General features: G+C 67.3%; 16 protein-coding genes. 15 read left to right on the forward strand and 1 reads right to left on the reverse strand.

All coding sequences use genetic code 11. The features are described from left to right. Window positions 1-41 precede the first annotated feature (41 nt). The 15 genes from rpsA to mnhG all read left to right on the forward strand — a co-directional run bounded on the left by rpsA (window position 42) and on the right by mnhG (window position 13893). A complete protein-coding gene (rpsA, locus tag AC1RLW_RS16785; RefSeq protein WP_062468664.1) occupies window positions 42-1730 on the forward strand; it encodes a 30S ribosomal protein S1 in 1689 nt (562 codons plus the stop codon). 80 nt (window positions 1731-1810) lie between these two features. Then, the gene (locus AC1RLW_RS16790; RefSeq protein ID WP_070064000.1) at window positions 1811-2137 is read left to right on the forward strand and encodes an integration host factor subunit beta; all 327 of its coding nucleotides are present in this window, start codon (window positions 1811-1813) and stop codon (window positions 2135-2137) included. A gap of 142 nt (window positions 2138-2279) precedes the next feature. After that, complete coding sequence (locus AC1RLW_RS16795) at window positions 2280-2615, forward strand: LapA family protein (protein ID WP_095744339.1); 336 nt, start codon at window positions 2280-2282, stop codon at window positions 2613-2615. After that, entirely contained in the window at window positions 2605-3792 is a 1188-nt protein-coding gene (gene lapB / locus AC1RLW_RS16800) for a lipopolysaccharide assembly protein LapB (protein ID WP_492684905.1), read from the forward strand. The genes AC1RLW_RS16795 and lapB overlap by 11 nt, the downstream gene beginning before the upstream one ends. 136 nt (window positions 3793-3928) lie before the next feature. Further along, complete coding sequence (locus AC1RLW_RS16805; RefSeq protein ID WP_062468671.1) at window positions 3929-4261, forward strand: ComEA family DNA-binding protein; 333 nt, start codon at window positions 3929-3931, stop codon at window positions 4259-4261. Window positions 4262-4423: 162 nt separating this feature from the next. Beyond that, a complete protein-coding gene (locus AC1RLW_RS16810; protein WP_354347785.1) occupies window positions 4424-5392 on the forward strand; it encodes a TRAP transporter substrate-binding protein in 969 nt (322 codons plus the stop codon). 3 nt (window positions 5393-5395) lie between these two features. Continuing rightward, on the forward strand, window positions 5396-5929 hold the full coding sequence (locus AC1RLW_RS16815; protein WP_492729291.1) for a TRAP transporter small permease: 534 nt from the start codon (window positions 5396-5398) through the stop codon (window positions 5927-5929). 31 nt (window positions 5930-5960) lie between these two features. Further along, a complete protein-coding gene (locus AC1RLW_RS16820; protein WP_172438236.1) occupies window positions 5961-7274 on the forward strand; it encodes a TRAP transporter large permease in 1314 nt (437 codons plus the stop codon). A 25-nt stretch (window positions 7275-7299) separates the two neighbouring features. Then, a complete protein-coding gene (crcB, locus tag AC1RLW_RS16825; RefSeq protein ID WP_062468679.1) occupies window positions 7300-7686 on the forward strand; it encodes a fluoride efflux transporter CrcB in 387 nt (128 codons plus the stop codon). A gap of 77 nt (window positions 7687-7763) precedes the next feature. Then, on the forward strand, window positions 7764-10730 hold the full coding sequence (locus AC1RLW_RS16830) for a monovalent cation/H+ antiporter subunit A (RefSeq protein ID WP_493194056.1): 2967 nt from the start codon (window positions 7764-7766) through the stop codon (window positions 10728-10730). Next, window positions 10730-11080, forward strand: coding sequence for a Na+/H+ antiporter subunit C (locus AC1RLW_RS16835; RefSeq protein WP_056582686.1), 351 nt, complete (start codon window positions 10730-10732; stop codon window positions 11078-11080). The genes AC1RLW_RS16830 and AC1RLW_RS16835 overlap by 1 nt, the downstream gene beginning before the upstream one ends. Beyond that, window positions 11077-12783 (forward strand): monovalent cation/H+ antiporter subunit D, encoded by a 1707-nt coding sequence (locus AC1RLW_RS16840; protein WP_493194057.1) that lies wholly within the window; start codon window positions 11077-11079, stop codon window positions 12781-12783. The genes AC1RLW_RS16835 and AC1RLW_RS16840 overlap by 4 nt, the downstream gene beginning before the upstream one ends. Further along, window positions 12780-13271 carry a Na+/H+ antiporter subunit E gene (locus AC1RLW_RS16845; protein WP_062468688.1) on the forward strand — a complete coding sequence of 164 codons (492 nt, stop codon included), beginning with the start codon at window positions 12780-12782 and terminating at the stop codon, window positions 13269-13271. Before AC1RLW_RS16840 ends, AC1RLW_RS16845 begins: the two co-directional genes overlap by 4 nt. Continuing rightward, the gene (locus AC1RLW_RS16850) at window positions 13268-13546 is read left to right on the forward strand and encodes a K+/H+ antiporter subunit F (RefSeq protein WP_062468691.1); all 279 of its coding nucleotides are present in this window, start codon (window positions 13268-13270) and stop codon (window positions 13544-13546) included. The genes AC1RLW_RS16845 and AC1RLW_RS16850 overlap by 4 nt, the downstream gene beginning before the upstream one ends. After that, window positions 13543-13893: a monovalent cation/H(+) antiporter subunit G gene (gene mnhG, locus AC1RLW_RS16855; protein WP_062468694.1), complete on the forward strand. Its 351-nt coding sequence runs from the start codon at window positions 13543-13545 to the stop codon at window positions 13891-13893. Before AC1RLW_RS16850 ends, mnhG begins: the two co-directional genes overlap by 4 nt. A 24-nt stretch (window positions 13894-13917) precedes the next feature. Here mnhG and AC1RLW_RS16860 read toward each other — a convergent pair whose 3' ends face one another. Next, window positions 13918-14913, reverse strand: coding sequence for an ABC transporter substrate-binding protein (locus tag AC1RLW_RS16860; protein ID WP_167394993.1), 996 nt, complete (start codon window positions 14911-14913; stop codon window positions 13918-13920). Window positions 14914-14963 lie beyond the last annotated feature (50 nt).

Below are 14963 nucleotides of genomic sequence, written 5' to 3' on the forward strand. Positions count from 1 at the left end.
CAAGAGCGCCTGCCAACCCTGCCTGACGGAAGGAACCATAAATGTCTGAATCTTTTGCCGACCTATTCGAAGAGTCCCTGAAGCGTTCCGAAATGCGCAGCGGCGAGGTCATCACAGCCGAAGTCGTGCGCGTCGAACACAACCACGTCGTCGTCAACGCCGGTCTGAAGTCCGAAGCGTATGTGCCGATCGAAGAGTTCAAGAACGACAAGGGCGAACTCGAAGTCCAGGCCGGCGATTTCGTTTCCGTTGCCATCGGCAGCGTTGAAAACGGCTACGGCGACACCATCCTCTCGCGCGACACCGCCAAGCGTCTGGCTTCGTGGCTCGCCCTCGAGAAGGCCCTGGAATCGGGCGACTTCGTCACCGGTACCACCAGCGGCAAGGTCAAGGGCGGTCTGACCGTTCTGGTCAACGGCATCCGCGCGTTCCTGCCGGGTTCGCTGATCGACACGCGTCCGATCAAGGACCTGACCCCGTACGAGAACAAGACCCTCGAATTCAAGGTCATCAAGCTCGATCGCAAGCGCAACAACGTCGTGCTGTCGCGCCGTGCCGTGGTCGAAGCCAGCATGGGCGAAGAACGCGCCAAGCTGATGGAAACCCTGAAGGAAGGCGCAGTCGTGCGCGGCGTGGTCAAGAACATCACCGAATACGGTGCGTTCGTGGACCTCGGCGGCATCGACGGCCTGCTGCACATCACCGACATGGCATGGCGCCGTGTCCGCCACCCGAGCGAAGTCGTTCAGGCCGGCCAGGAAATCACCGCCAAGATCCTCAAGTTCGACACCGAAAAGAACCGTGTCTCGCTGGGTCTCAAGCAAATGGGTGACGACCCGTGGATGGGCGTTTCGCGCCGCTACCCGCAATCGACCCGCCTGTTCGGCAAGGTCACGAACATTGCCGACTACGGCGCGTTCGTCGAACTCGAACCCGGCATCGAAGGCCTGGTGCACGTCTCCGAAATGGACTGGACCAACAAGAACATCGCTCCGAACAAGATCGTCTCGCTGGGCGACGAAGTCGAAGTCATGGTCCTGGAAATCGACGAAGACAAGCGCCGCATCAGCCTGGGCATGAAGCAGTGCAAGGCCAACCCGTGGCAAGAGTTCGCGCAAAACACCAAGCGCGGCGACCGCGTCAAGGGCCCGATCAAGTCGATCACCGACTTCGGCGTGTTCGTGGGTCTGGCTGCCGGCATCGACGGCCTGGTTCACCTCTCGGACCTCTCGTGGAACGAAACCGGCGAAACCGCCGTTCGCAACTACAAGAAGGGCCAGGAAGTCGAAGCGATCGTGCTGGCTGTCGACGTCGACCGCGAACGCATCTCGCTGGGCATCAAGCAGCTCGACAGCGATCCGTTCACCACGTTCACCACCGTGAACGACAAGGGCCAGATCGTGACCGGCAAGGTCAAGACCGTGGACGCCCGCGGCGCTGAAATCGACCTCGGCGAAGACATCATCGGCTACCTGCGTGCTTCGGAAATCTCGCGCGACCGCGTCGAAGATGCCCGCAACGTGCTCAAGGAAGGCGACGAAGTCACGGCCATCGTGGTGAATGTGGATCGCAAGACCCGCAACATCCAGCTGTCGATCAAGCAGAAGGACATGGTCGACGAACAAGGCGCCATGGCCAGCCTGAGCCAGCAGTCGGCACGCGAAAACGCGGGCACGACCAGCCTGGGCGCCCTGCTGCGCGCCAAGCTCGACAACAGCGACAACAAGTAAGCTGAGTCCGAAGACAGAGGCAGGCCCCCGGGGCCGCTCTGTCTTTTTTTTCGTCCACGTTTTTCGTTTATGTTTGGCCTATGACCCGCTCAGACCTCGTCGAAGAACTCGCAGCCCGTTTCGCGCAGCTCACGCACCGCGATGCCGAATACGCCGTCAAGACCATCCTGGACGCGATGAGCGACGCGCTGGTGCGCGGCCACCGCATCGAGATCCGTGGCTTCGGCAGCTTCTCGGTCAACCGCCGTCCGCCGCGCATCGGCCGCAACCCGCGTTCGGGCGAGAGCGTGCAGATCCCCGAGAAGCGCGTGCCGCACTTCAAGCCGGGCAAGGCGCTGCGCGAGGCCGTCGACGCGAAGACCGCCGAGCTCGATGCAGGCAAGGAAGCCCAAGGCCAACTCCGGTGACAATCGCTCCGGCCCCTTCCAGGGGGCCGCCGCGCACGGCCGCCCGAAGCGGCCGGCCCGCCCCCGGTAGGGGGTTGGCGAAGCGACACGAAGTGCGCGCAGCCTGGGGGCGAGCAATAATCCACCGGCAACGGGAACAGCTATGAAATACCTCCTGTGGCTGCTCAAGGCAGCCATTTTTTTTACGCTCTTCGCCTTCGCGCTGAACAACCAGCACGACGCGACCGTCTACTTCTTCTTCGGAACCCACTGGCGCGCGCCGCTGGTGCTCGTCGTGCTCGCGGCCTTTGCCGGCGGGCTCGTGGTCGGCGCGCTGGGCATGCTGCCCGGCTGGTGGAAACACCGCGCCGCCGCCGCCCAGGTGCCTGCGGTTTCCGAAGCCCCCTCGCCCGCACCGCTGGCCACTGCGACCGCCTCCGCGGCAACGCCGTCCATCTCCGCCACCGACCTTCCCGCCGTACGTCAACATGGACTTTGATCCCAGCTGGCTGCTGATCGGCCTGCCCGTCGCCTTCGTGCTGGGCTGGCTCGCATCGCGCTTCGACATCCGCCAGCTCAAGCTCGAGAACCGGCAGGCGCCCAAGGCCTACTTTCGCGGCCTGAACTTCCTGCTCAACGAGCAGCAGGACCAGGCCATCGACGCCTTCATCGAGGCCGTGCAGAACGACCCCGACACGCAGGAGCTGCACTTCGCGCTCGGCAACCTGTTCCGCCGCCGCGGCGAGTACCAGCGCGCGGTGCGCGTGCACGAGCACCTGCTGGGCCGCGGCGACCTGAGCCGTGCCGACCGCGAGCGCGCGCAGCACGCGCTGGCGCAAGACTTCCTGCGCGCCGGGCTGCTCGACCGCGCCGAGGCGGCGCTGCAGAAGCTCGAAGGTACGCGCTACGAGAACGAGGCCCGCCTCGCGCTGCTGGCCATCTACGAACGCTCGCGCGAATGGGCGCAGGCCGCCGACGTGGCGCAGAAGCTCGACGAGTCCGACCAGGCCAGCTACAGCACGCGCCGCGCCCACCACCTGTGCGAGCAGGCCAACGAACGCGTCGCGGCCGGCGACCTGCAGGGCGCCGGCGACCTGCTCACGCAGGCCCGGGCCCTGGCGCCGCAGGCACCGCGCCCGGCCATCGACACCGCCACCTTGCAGCTGCGCAACGGCGAAGCCGCCGCGGCCTTCGACACGCTCGAAGGGCTCAGCGACACGGCGCCGCTGGCACTGCCGCTGTACGCCGCAGCACTGCAGAAGGCCGCCGTGGCCGCGCAGCGCGAAGGCGAGGCGCTGGCATTGCTGCAGCGGCGCTATGCCGAGTCACCGTCGATCGACGTGCTCGAGGCGCTGATCGCGCTCGGCGGCACGCCGGCCCGCACGGCATCGGACACGCCCGCCGAAGAAGCACCCGCCCCCACGCCGCGCGACAGCTACATCGCCCACCTCGCGCACCAACCCTCGCTGGTCGCGGCATCGCGCTGGCTCGCCGGCGAGCGCTTCGAGCACGAGCAGTTCCACCCGCAGGTGCAGCGCGCGCTCGACCAGGCCACCCGGCCGCTCATGCGCTACCGCTGCGCGGCCTGCGGCTTCGAGGCGCACCAGTACTTCTGGCACTGCCCCGGCTGCCAGGCCTGGGACAGCTACCCGCCGCGGCGCGTGGAAGAACTCTGACCACGGTTCAGAACAATCGTCACACGGGGCCACTGGCCCCGTTTTGACGTCAACTGCTGCGTTCGCCCTCTCGTTGAGCCGAAGCCGATATTCCTGTCGGCTTAGCCATACCAACGATTGAAGAGGGAGTTTCACCATGTTCAAGAAAGTCATCGCCACGCTCGCCATGTGCTTCGCGGCCGTCTCGTTCGCCGCTGTCGACGCCAACAAGGGCAGCGCCGCCGACCTCGACGGCCTCAAGGGCGTCGGCCCGTCGCTGTCCAAGCGCATCCTCGACGCGCGCAAGGAAGGCGAGTTCAAGGACTGGCCCGACCTCATGCAGCGCGTGAAGGGCGTGAAGGAAAAGAGCGCGGCCAAGCTGTCGGCCGAAGGCCTGACGGTCAACGGCCAGAGCTTCAACGGCGCGGCGGCCCCGGCCAAGGCAAGCAAGGCCGCCAAGGTGGCCGAGGCGAAACCCGCCAAGCAGTGACCTCGCCCTAAAACGAAGAAACCGCCCCCGAGGCGGTTTTTTCATGCCCGCAGCTGGTGCCGCATCGACACCACATGGCAGGGAAATGCCTCAGCGAATGGCCCGGAATTTGCACGTATGCTTTTCTTTCATTCAGCTTTGACTACATTCCGGAGCGCGTCCATGAATCACAAGTTCGGCATTGCCCTGGCGGGCCTCACCCTTGGCGCCGCCGCCTTCGCGCAAACCAAGTGGGACCTGCCCACCGCCTACCCCGCGACCAACTACCACACCGAGAACATCACGCAGTTCGCGAAAGACGTGGACGCGGCCACCGGCGGCAAGCTGAAGATCACGGTGCACGCCAACGCGTCGCTGTTCAAGGCGCCGGAGATCAAGCGCGCCGTGCAAAGCGGCCAGGCCCAGGCCGGCGAGATCCTGCTGGCCAACTACGCCAACGAGAACCCGATCTACGCGCTGGACGGCGTGCCTTTCCTGGCCACCACGTACCCCGAAGCCCGCAAGCTCTACGACGCGTCCAAGCCCGCGATGGACAAGCTGCTCGCCGCCCAAGGCATCAAGGTGCTGTTCGTGGTGCCATGGGCACCGCAGGGCATCTACACCAAGAAGGAGATCGGCTCGGTGGCCGACCTGCGCGGCATCAAGTGGCGCGCCTACAGCCCGGCCACCGCCAAGATCGCCGAGCTCATCGGCGCGCAGCCGGTGCAGATCCAGCAAGCTGAACTCAGTGCGGCGATGGCCACCGGCGTGATCGAGAGCTACATGAGCTCGGGCTCCACCGGCTACGACACCAAGACCTTCGAGCACATCAAGAACTTCTACGACACGCAGGCCTGGATTCCGAAGAATGCGATCCTCGTGAACGCCAAGGCATTCGATGCGCTGGACGCCGCCGGCAAGGCCGCCGTCACCAAGGCTGCCGCCGACGCGGAAGCACGCGGCTGGAAGGTCGCGCAGGAGAAGAACGACGAGTACAAGCGCCTGCTGGCCGAGCGCGGCATGAAGATCCACAAGCCCTCGCCCAAGCTGGACACCGACATGCGCCAGGTCGGCGGCATCATGCAGGCCGACTGGCTCAAGGCTGCCGGTGCCGATGGCGCCGCCATCGTCGACACCTATAAAAAGAAGTAAGCCGTGCGCCGCTTCCTCGACCGCCTGTACGACGGTGCAGGCGCGCTGGGCGCTTTCTGCGTCTTCCTGATCTTCGTGCTGATGATCGTGGCCGGCGTGGGCCGGCAGATGAACTGGCACGTGAGCGGGCTCAACGACGCGGTGGCCTGGCTGTGCGCGGCGGCGGCCTTCTTCGCGATGGCGCATGCCTTTCGCCACGGCGACTTCGTGCGCGTCACGCTGCTGCTCGATGCCGTGCCGCCGAAGGTGCGCCGCGTGCTCGACGTGGCCTGCCTGCTGGTCGCCGCCGTGTCGGTGGCCTACCTGACCTACTGGGCCACCAGCTTCACATACGAGAGCTACGAGTTCAAGGAAATGGCCACGGGCCTGCTCGTGATCCCGATCTGGATTCCGCAATCGAGCTTCGTGATCGGCTGCTGGCTGCTGTTGATCGCCATGGTCGATGAACTCGTCGGCGTGGTGCGCGGCGAGAAGCCCAGCTACCAGCGCGCCGTCGAAGAGCGCCACGCGGCAGGCGACTTCTCTTCCGACGTCTGACCGACAACGACAACAACAACGAAGACACCCGATGCTCGAAACCCTTTTGATGGGCGCGCTGCTGCTCGGCATCATGCTGTTGCTGCTCGCCGGCGGCGTCTGGATCGCCATGACCCTGGCCATCGTCGGCTGGGTTGGCCAGGCCTTCTTCACCAACACGCTGCCCGGCAAGAACCTGTTCTCGGCCTTCTGGGAAAGCAACGCGAGCTGGGAGCTGGCGGCGCTGCCCCTGTTCATCTGGATGGGCGAGATCCTGTTCCGCACCAAGCTCAGCGAGGAGATGTTCGAAGGCCTGCGGCCGTGGCTCAACCGCGTGCCCGGCCGGCTCATGCACACCACCATCCTCGGCTGCGGCGTGTTCGGCTCGGTCTCGGGCTCGTCGGCCGCCACCTGCGCGACCATCGCCAAGGTGGCGCTGCCCGAGCTCAAGCGCCGCGGCTACAACGAGAAGCTGGCCATCGGCTCGCTGGCCACGGCCGGCACGCTGGGCATCCTGATCCCGCCGTCGATCACCATGGTGGTGTACGCGGTGGCGGCCGATGCCTCGATCATCCGCATCTTCCTGGCCGGCTTCCTGCCGGGCTTTTTGCTGATGCTGCTGTTCTCGGGCTACATCGGCTGGTGGAGCCTGCGCCACCCCGACCAGGTACCGCCGGCCGACCCGCCCACCACCTTCATGGAGAAGATCAGGCTCTCAGGCAACCTCATTCCCTGCGCGCTGCTGATCGTGTTCATCGTCTGGGTGCTGGTGGCCGGCTGGGCCACAGCCACCGAGTGCGCGGCCTTCGGCGTGCTGGGCTCGCTGGCCATCGCGGCCTACGGCAAGAGCCTGACTTGGCAGAACTTCAAGGACGGGCTCATGGGTGCCACGCGCACCAGCTGCATGATCATGTTCATCCTGGCCGGGGCTGCGTTCCTGACCAAGACCATGGCCTTCACCGGCATCCCGCGCGAGCTGGCCGAGTGGGTCGACAGCATGCACCTGTCGCCCTATGCGCTCATCGGTGCGCTGGTGGTGGTGTACCTGGTGCTGGGCACGGCCCTGGACGGCATCTCGATGATCGTGCTGACCAGCGCGGTGGTGCTGCCGATGATCCAGAAGGCGGGCTTCGACCTGGTCTGGTTCGGCATCTTCGTGGTGCTGCTGGTCGAGATCGCGGAGGTCACGCCGCCCGTGGGCTTCAACCTGTTCGTGCTGCAGAACATGACGGGCAAGGACAGCAACGTGATCGCCAAGGCGGCCATTCCGTTCTTCTTCTGCCTCGTGCTGTGCATCGCGCTGATCACGCTGTTCCCGGGTATCGTCACGATCCTGCCCGACCTGGTGATGGGCAAGGAGAAATGACAGTGCGACGACGACAAGGGAACGGATGCCTCCTCTATTGCCGGTTCTAGCGATCTGCGTGGGCGCCTCGTGCGGCGCCCTCGCCCGATGGGGCCTGGGCCTGTGGCTCAACACCGGCGGCCCCGTGCCCTACGGCACGCTGGCCGCCAACCTCGTCGGCGGCTACCTCGTCGGCGTGGCCGTGGCCGTCTTCCAGGCGCTGCCGCAGCTCGACCCGGTGTGGCGGCTGCTGCTCATCACCGGCTTCCTCGGCGGGCTCACGACCTTCTCGAGCTTCTCGGCCGAAGTGGTCGCGCTGCTGCTCGGTGGACGACCGCTGCTGGCGCTGGGCACCGGCCTGCTGCACCTGTGCGGCTCGCTGGTGCTGACCTGGCTGGGCATCCGCAGCGTGCAGCTCGTGCTGGCTTCGTGACAGCGAAAAAACTGCCCGTGCTCCTGCGGTTATAGACAGGGGCTTCCCAGAGGGTCGGTCGATAGAATCGACCCCCGATGCCCCTCGCCCTTCTCGTCGCACTCCCCTTTCTTGCCAGCGTGCTGGCCGCGTTGATGCCGTCCAACGCGCGCAACCGGGAGTCGACCCTCGCAGGGCTCGTCGCATTGGGCTGCGCGATCCAGGTCGCCTGGCTCTTTCCGCAGATCGCGCACGGCAACGTGCTGCGCCAGGAGATCGAGTGGCTGCCGGCCCTCGGGCTGAACCTCGTGTTCCGCCTCGACGGCTTCGCATGGCTGTTCTGCATGCTGGTGCTGGGCATCGGCGCGCTGGTGGTGCTCTATGCGCGCTACTACATGTCGGCCTCTGACCCGGTGCCGCGCTTCTTCTCGTTCTTCCTCGCGTTCATGGGCGCGATGATGGGCGTGGTGCTCTCGGGCAACCTGATCCAGATGGTGCTGTTCTGGGAGCTCACCAGCCTGTTCTCCTTCCTGCTCATCGGCTACTGGCACCACCGGCGCGACGCGCGGCGCGGCGCACGCATGGCGCTCACCGTCACCGGCGCGGGCGGGCTGTGCCTCTTGGCCGGCGTGCTCGTGCTGGGCCGCATCGTCGGCAGCTACGAACTCGACATCGTGCTGGCCTCGGGCGACATCATCCGCGCGCATGCGCTGTACCCGGTGGCGCTGGTGCTGATCCTGCTCGGCGCGTTCACCAAGAGCGCGCAGTTCCCGTTCCACTTCTGGCTGCCGCGCGCCATGGCCGCGCCCACGCCGGTGTCGGCCTACCTGCACTCGGCCACCATGGTGAAGCTGGGCGTGTTCCTGATGGCGCGGCTGTGGCCCGTGCTCTCGGGCACCGAGCAGTGGTTCTGGATGGTGGGCGGCGCGGGCGCGATCACGCTGCTGCTGGGCGGCTTCGCGGCCATGTTCCAGCGCGACCTGAAGGCGCTGCTGGCCTACTCGACCATCTCGCACCTGGGCCTCATCACGCTGCTGCTGGGCCTGAACAGCCCGCTGGCGGCGGTGGCGGCCGTCTTCCACGTCATGAACCACGCGACCTTCAAGGCCTCGCTGTTCATGGCGGCCGGCATCATCGACCACGAGACCGGCACGCGCGACATCCGCAAGCTCAGCGGCCTGATGCGCCTCATGCCCATCACGGGCACGCTGGCCATCATCGCCAGCGCCTCGATGGCCGGCGTGCCGCTGCTCAACGGCTTCCTCTCGAAGGAAATGTTCTTCGCCGAGACCGTCTTCATCCAGGCCACGCCCTGGATCGACTTCAGCCTGCCGGTCATCGCCACCCTCGCGGGCATCTTCAGCGTGGCGTACTCGGCGCGCTTCGTGTTCGACGTGTTCTTCGGCCCGCCCTGCGGCCCCGACGTGCCCAAGCCCCCGCACGAGCCGCCGCACTGGATGCGCGTGCCGGTCGAGCTGCTGGTGCTGGTGTGCCTGGTGGTGGGCGTGGCGCCGGCCTGGTCGGTCGGCCCGATGCTCGCGGCCGCGGCAACGCCGGTGGTCGGCGGCACGCTGCCCGTCTACAGCCTGGCCGTGTGGCACGGCTTCAACCTGCCGCTGATGATGAGCTTCGTCGCGCTCGCGGGCGGCGCCGTGCTCTACCTGCTGCTGCGCCGCCCGCTGGGCAGCGGGCGCCTGGAGCACACGCCGCTGCTGCACCGCTTCGACGGGCAGATCATCTTCGAACACCTGATCGCGCTGCTGAGCGAAGCCGGCCGGCGCAGCCGCCGCCTCTTCGGCACGCGCCGCCTGCAGTGGCAACTGCTGTGGCTGGTGGTGGTGGCCGTGGCCGGCGCTACAGCCTCGCTGTGGGCCACGCCGGCCGAGCGCGGCACGCGCGAGCTGCTGCCGTTCTCGCCGATGTTCGCGATGACCTGGCTCATCGGCTGCACCTGCGCCGTGGCCGCCGCGTGGCAGGCCAAGTTCCACCGGCTCGCGGCGTTGATGCTGGCCGCGGGCGCCGGGCTGGTCTCGTGCGTCACCTACATCTGGTTCTCGGCGCCCGATCTGGCGCTCACGCAGCTGGTGGTCGAGGCCGTGACCACGGTGCTCATCCTGCTGGGCCTGCGCTGGCTGCCGATGCGCAGCAAGGACGTGGTGCAGCCCGCGCGCATGCGACTGCGGCCCTGGGGTCGGCGCGGGCGCGACCTGCTGGTGGCCACCATCGCCGGCTGCGGCATGGCGGCACTGGCCTGGGCGATGATGACGCGCACCTTCCCGCAGAGCATCTCGCCCTTCTTCCTCGAACGCGCGCTCACCGAAGGCGGCGGCACCAACGTGGTCAACGTGATGCTGGTCGACTTCCGCGGCTTCGACACCTTCGGCGAGATCACGGTGCTGGGCATCGTGGCGCTCACCGTGTATGCGCTGCTGCGGCGCTTCCGCCCGGCCATCGAATCGATGGCGTTGCCCATTCAGCAGCGGCTGCAGGTCGACGACGGCAGCAGCGACCTGCTGAACCCGCGCCGCGCCACCGACTCCGCCATCGGCTACCTGATGGTGCCGGCCGTGCTGGTGCGCCTCGTGCTGCCGGTGGCCGTGCTGGTGTCGGTGTACTTCTTCATGCGCGGCCACAACGCGCCCGGCGGCGGCTTCGTCGCGGGGCTGGTGATGTCGGTCGCGCTGGTGCTGCAGTTCATCGTCTCGGGCACCGAGTGGGTGGAAGAGCACCTGCGCATCTACCCGCGCCGCTGGATCGCCATCGGCCTGCTGTTCGCGCTGGCCACCGGCGGCGGCGCGATCGTGTTCGGCTACCCGTTCCTCACCACGCACACCGCGCACGTGCACGTGCCGCTGCTGGGCGACATGCACGTGCCCAGTGCCCTCTTCTTCGACATCGGCGTGTTCGCGCTGGTGCTCGGCGCCACCATGCTGATCCTGACCGCGCTGGCTCACCAGTCCATCCGAAGCCACCGCTGGGCCGACGAACAAGAAGAGAAAGAAGCGCAGGCCCGCGCGGCCGCCGAAGCCGAAGAGGCTGCCGCCGCCACCGGAGGGGCCCGCTGATGGAAATCGTGCTGGCCATCGCCATCGGCGTGCTCACCGGGTCGGGCGTGTACCTGCTGCTGCGCCCGCGCACCTTCCAGGTCATCATGGGCCTGACGCTCATCTCGTACGCGGTCAACCTGTTCATCTTCAGCATGGGCCGGCTCAAGGTCGACAGCGAGCCGGTGCTGGTCGAAGGCTTCAAGGCCACGCTGGCCAACACGGCCGACCCGATGCCGCAGGCGCTGGTGCTCACGGCCATCGTGATCGGCTTCGCGATGACCGCCCTGTTCCTCGTCGTGATGCTCGCCTCGCGCGGCCTGTCGGGCACCGACCACGTGGACGGTGAAGAGCGGGAGGCCGTCGAATGAACGACCTCTTGCACCTGCTCGACCGCTTCCTCGAGTTCAGCATGCCGCACCTGGTGGCGGTGCCCATCCTCGTGCCCATGCTCACGGCGGCGCTGATGCTGCTGATGAACGAGAACCACAGGCGCACCAAATCGTTTCTCAGCGTGGTTTCGGGCCTGGTCGGCCTGCTGGCCGCGCTCGCGCTGCTGCGCTGGGTGAACGCGGCCGACACCGGCGGCGGCCCGGGCTCGATCGGCGTGTACCTGCCGGGCAACTGGCGCGCGCCCTTCGGCATCACGCTGGTGGCCGACCGGCTCTCGACCATGATGGTCGCGCTCACGGGCGTGGTGGCCTTCGCGGCCTCGATCTATTCCACCTCGCGCTGGGACCGCGCGGGCGTGCACTTCCATCCGCTGCTGCAGCTGCAGCTCATGGGCCTGAACGGCGCCTTCCTCACGGGCGACCTGTTCAACCTGTTCGTGTTCTTCGAGGTGATGCTGGCGGCCTCGTACGGCCTGCTGCTGCACGGCTCGGGCCGGCTGCGCGTGCGCGCCGGGCTGCACTACATCGCGATCAACCTCGCGGCCTCGTCGCTGTTCCTGATCGGCGCGGCCATCCTGTACGGCGTGACCGGCACGCTCAACATGGCCGACCTGGGCGCGCGCATCGCCGAGCTCGCGCCGGGCGACCGCGGCCTGGTGCACGCGGCTGCGGCCATCCTGGCCACCGCCTTCTTCGCCAAGGCGGGCGCGTGGCCGCTGAACTTCTGGCTGGTGCCGGCCTACAGCGCGGCCGTGTCGCCGGTGGGCGCGGTGTTTGCGCTGCTCACCAAGCTCGGCGTGTACACCGTGCTGCGCCTGTGGACCGTGCTGTTCGCGCCCGACACCGGCGCCTCGGCCGCCTTCGGGCAGGCCGCGCTGGTGGGCGTGGGGCTGGCGACGCTGTTCGTCGGCGCCATCGGCATCGTCGGCACGCAGCGGCTGTCGAACCTCGCGGGCTTCAGCGTGCTGGTGTCGGCGGGCACGCTGCTGGCCGCCGTGGGGCTGGGCGACCCCGCCGTGTGGGCGGGCGCGCTGTACTACATGCTGAGCTCGACGCTCGCAGTGGCGGCCTTCTTCCTGCTGATCGACATGATCGAGCGCTGGCGCAACGCGGGCATGAGCGTCGCGCCGCACGAAGCGGCGGGCAACGCGCCCTTCCTGGCCGAAGACCTGCGCGCGCTCGACGACGTGAACCTCGACGACGATGCCCAGGCGCTCTACGGCCGCGCCATCCCGGCGGGCGTGGCCTTCCTGGGCCTGAGCTTCATGCTGTGCACGCTGCTGCTGGCGGGCCTGCCGCCGCTGTCTGGCTTTGTCGGCAAGTTCGCGATGCTCTCGGGCCTGCTCGACGGCAGGGCCGTCACCACCGCCGGCTGGACCTTCCTCGGCCTGCTGATCGTTGCGGGCTTTCTCTCGCTGATCGCGCTGAGCCGCACCGGCATCCGCCATTTCTGGACGCAGCCCCACGCCACCATGCCCTCGCTGCCCGCGCTCGAGGTGCTGCCGGTGGCCGCCCTGCTCGCAGCCTGCGTCGCGCTCACGGTCTGGGCCGAGCCCGTGATGCAGCACGCCCAAGCCACCGCCGGCGGCCTGCGCACGCCCACTGCGTACCGCGAGGCCGTGCTCGGTGCCAAGCAGAAGCCCAACCCGGTGCCCGCGAAGAAAGAGGAGGCCAAGCCATGAAACGCTTGATGCCTTCCCCGCCGCTGTCGTTCGCGCTGTTCGTCATCTGGCTGCTGCTCAACCAATCGCTCGAAGCGGCCACGCTGCTGTCGGCCGCGCTGCTCGCCATTGCCGTGCCGCTGATCACCAAGGGCCTGCGCCCCGCCACCGTGCGCATGCGCCGGCCCGGCGTGGCGCTGCGGCTGTCGTTCCTCGTCACCTTCGACATGCTGAAGTCGGCGTACGACGTGGCGCGGCTGCTGCTCACGCGCCGCACCGCCGACATCTCGGCGCGCTTCGTGCAGATTCCGCTGGACATGCGCGACCCCAACGGCCTCGCCGTGCTCGCGATGATCATGTGCCTCACGCCCGGCACGGCCTGGGGCGAGGTGTCGTTCGACCGCACCACGCTGCTGATCCACGTGTTCGACCTCGAGGACGAGGCGGCCTTCATCGCCCTGATCAAGACCCGCTACGAACGTCCGCTGATGGAGATTTTCGAATCATGACGCCTGTTCTCTTCTGGGCCCTGAAGGCCGCGCTCTTCCTGCTGGCCGTGGCGATGCTGTGCGCGCTCTTTCGCCTGCTGGCCGGCCCGTCCGCGCAGGACCGCGTGATGGCGCTCGACTGCCTGTACATCAACGGCATGCTGATGATGCTGGTGCTCGGCATCAACTACGCGAGCAGCGTGTACTTCGAGGCGGCGATGCTGGTGGCGCTGTTCGGCTTCGTGGGATCGACCTCGATCGCCAAGTTCTTGCTGCGCGGGGAGGTCATCGAATGAGCGCCACCGCACTTCCTCTTTGGGCGGAGATCATCACCGCCGTGTTCGCGGTGCTGGGCGCGGCCTTCGCGGCCATCGGCTCCTTCGGCCTGGTGCGCATGCCCACCTTCTTCCGCCGCATCCATGCGCCCACGCTGGGCGCCACGGTGGGCGCCTGGTGCCTGACGGTGGCCACCATCGCCTACTTCTCGGTGCAAGGTTTCAGCCTGTTCCTGCACGCGGTGCTGATCGTGCTGTTCATCGTGCTGACGGCGCCGATCACCACCATCTTCCTGATGCGCGCCGCCCTCTTCCGCGAACGGCAGAAGGGCAACACGAAGGTGCCGCCTTCCTCCGAGTCGCGCTGAAGCGGCTCCCTCCTTCTCCTTGCCTCAGTTGGGCGCCATGCGCACGCCCTTGTCGAGGAACTCGTTGGTAAAGAGCGTCGCGGGGTCGTAGGCCTTGTCGATGCCGATCAGCGAAGACACGAGCTCGTAGTCGGCCTTCACACGCGCACCGTCGAAGGCACCGAGCGCCACCTTGGTGGTGGTGTCGTCGCGCATCAACTGCTTGATGCGATTCCACTGGTCGCGCTGGTTGTCGGGCGTGAGGCCGCTCACGCTGGCCTGCAGCGCCTGCAGGCAGGGCTCGAAGCTCTTCACGCAGGCGTCGTAGGCGCGCTGGGTCACGGCGACGAACTTCTTCACCTGGCCGGGGTTCTTCGCGAGGTACGGGCCGTTCACGATCAGCGAGTTGCCATACACGTTCACGCCCGCATCGCGCCACGGCTGAAAGCCCAGGTCGGCGCCGAACTCGCGCGCCTTCAGGTCGTGCTCGTTGTAGAAGTCGCTGATGATGTCGACCGACTTGCTCTTCAGCGCCGCCACCTTGGCCTGCGGGCTCACGTTGACGAAGGTCACGCTGGCCGGGTCGAGCCCCACCTTCTTGGCGAAGGCCGGCCACATGAGGCGCGCGGCGTCGCCGGGCGGGTTGCCGATCTTTCGGCCCGCGAAGTCCTTCGGGCCATTGATGCCCGACGACTTGAGCCAGTAGAAGCCCTGCGGGCTGTTGGCGTAGATGACCATCACGGCCTTCACGTCGGCGCCCTTGCCCTTGGCCTGGATCGTGGTGGGCAGGTCGGAAATGCCCAGGTCGCTGCCGCCGGTGCCCACGCGCTGCGCCGAGACGGCCGAGCCCTTGCCGGCCTCGATGTTCAGGTCGATGCCCGCCTCGGTGTACCAGCCCTTGGCCTTCGCGAAATAGATCGGCGCATGATCGGCCGTGGGTGTCCAGTTGAGCATCAGGCTCATGGCATCGGCCGCGAACGCGGCAGGGGCCGAAGCCATGAGCAAGGCGGTGGCGCCGGCGGCCGACAACAGCTTTTTCATGCGGAACACTCCAAAAGAAGGTAAAAACAGGTTCTGAAATTCATATTACC

This window comes from Variovorax sp. GW822-FHT04A09, from assembly GCF_058801005.1.

Excerpts from the sequence above, each read along its gene's own strand:
- AC1RLW_RS16835 (WP_056582686.1), top strand. The coding sequence starts at position 10,730 with ATGGAAATCGTGCTGGCCATCGCCATCGGCGTGCTCACCGGGTCGGGC.
- AC1RLW_RS16820 (WP_172438236.1), top strand. The coding sequence starts at position 5,961 with ATGCTCGAAACCCTTTTGATGGGCGCGCTGCTGCTCGGCATCATGCTG.
- rpsA (WP_062468664.1), top strand. The coding sequence starts at position 42 with ATGTCTGAATCTTTTGCCGACCTATTCGAAGAGTCCCTGAAGCGTTCC.
- lapB (WP_492684905.1), top strand. The coding sequence starts at position 2,605 with ATGGACTTTGATCCCAGCTGGCTGCTGATCGGCCTGCCCGTCGCCTTC.
- AC1RLW_RS16850 (WP_062468691.1), top strand. The coding sequence starts at position 13,268 with ATGACGCCTGTTCTCTTCTGGGCCCTGAAGGCCGCGCTCTTCCTGCTG.
- AC1RLW_RS16845 (WP_062468688.1), top strand. The coding sequence starts at position 12,780 with ATGAAACGCTTGATGCCTTCCCCGCCGCTGTCGTTCGCGCTGTTCGTC.
- AC1RLW_RS16840 (WP_493194057.1), top strand. The coding sequence starts at position 11,077 with ATGAACGACCTCTTGCACCTGCTCGACCGCTTCCTCGAGTTCAGCATG.
- AC1RLW_RS16830 (WP_493194056.1), top strand. The coding sequence starts at position 7,764 with ATGCCCCTCGCCCTTCTCGTCGCACTCCCCTTTCTTGCCAGCGTGCTG.
- AC1RLW_RS16805 (WP_062468671.1), top strand. The coding sequence starts at position 3,929 with ATGTTCAAGAAAGTCATCGCCACGCTCGCCATGTGCTTCGCGGCCGTC.
- AC1RLW_RS16860 (WP_167394993.1), bottom strand. The coding sequence starts at position 14,913 with ATGAAAAAGCTGTTGTCGGCCGCCGGCGCCACCGCCTTGCTCATGGCT.
- mnhG (WP_062468694.1), top strand. The coding sequence starts at position 13,543 with ATGAGCGCCACCGCACTTCCTCTTTGGGCGGAGATCATCACCGCCGTG.
- AC1RLW_RS16810 (WP_354347785.1), top strand. The coding sequence starts at position 4,424 with ATGAATCACAAGTTCGGCATTGCCCTGGCGGGCCTCACCCTTGGCGCC.
- AC1RLW_RS16790 (WP_070064000.1), top strand. The coding sequence starts at position 1,811 with ATGACCCGCTCAGACCTCGTCGAAGAACTCGCAGCCCGTTTCGCGCAG.
- crcB (WP_062468679.1), top strand. The coding sequence starts at position 7,300 with ATGCCTCCTCTATTGCCGGTTCTAGCGATCTGCGTGGGCGCCTCGTGC.
- AC1RLW_RS16795 (WP_095744339.1), top strand. The coding sequence starts at position 2,280 with ATGAAATACCTCCTGTGGCTGCTCAAGGCAGCCATTTTTTTTACGCTC.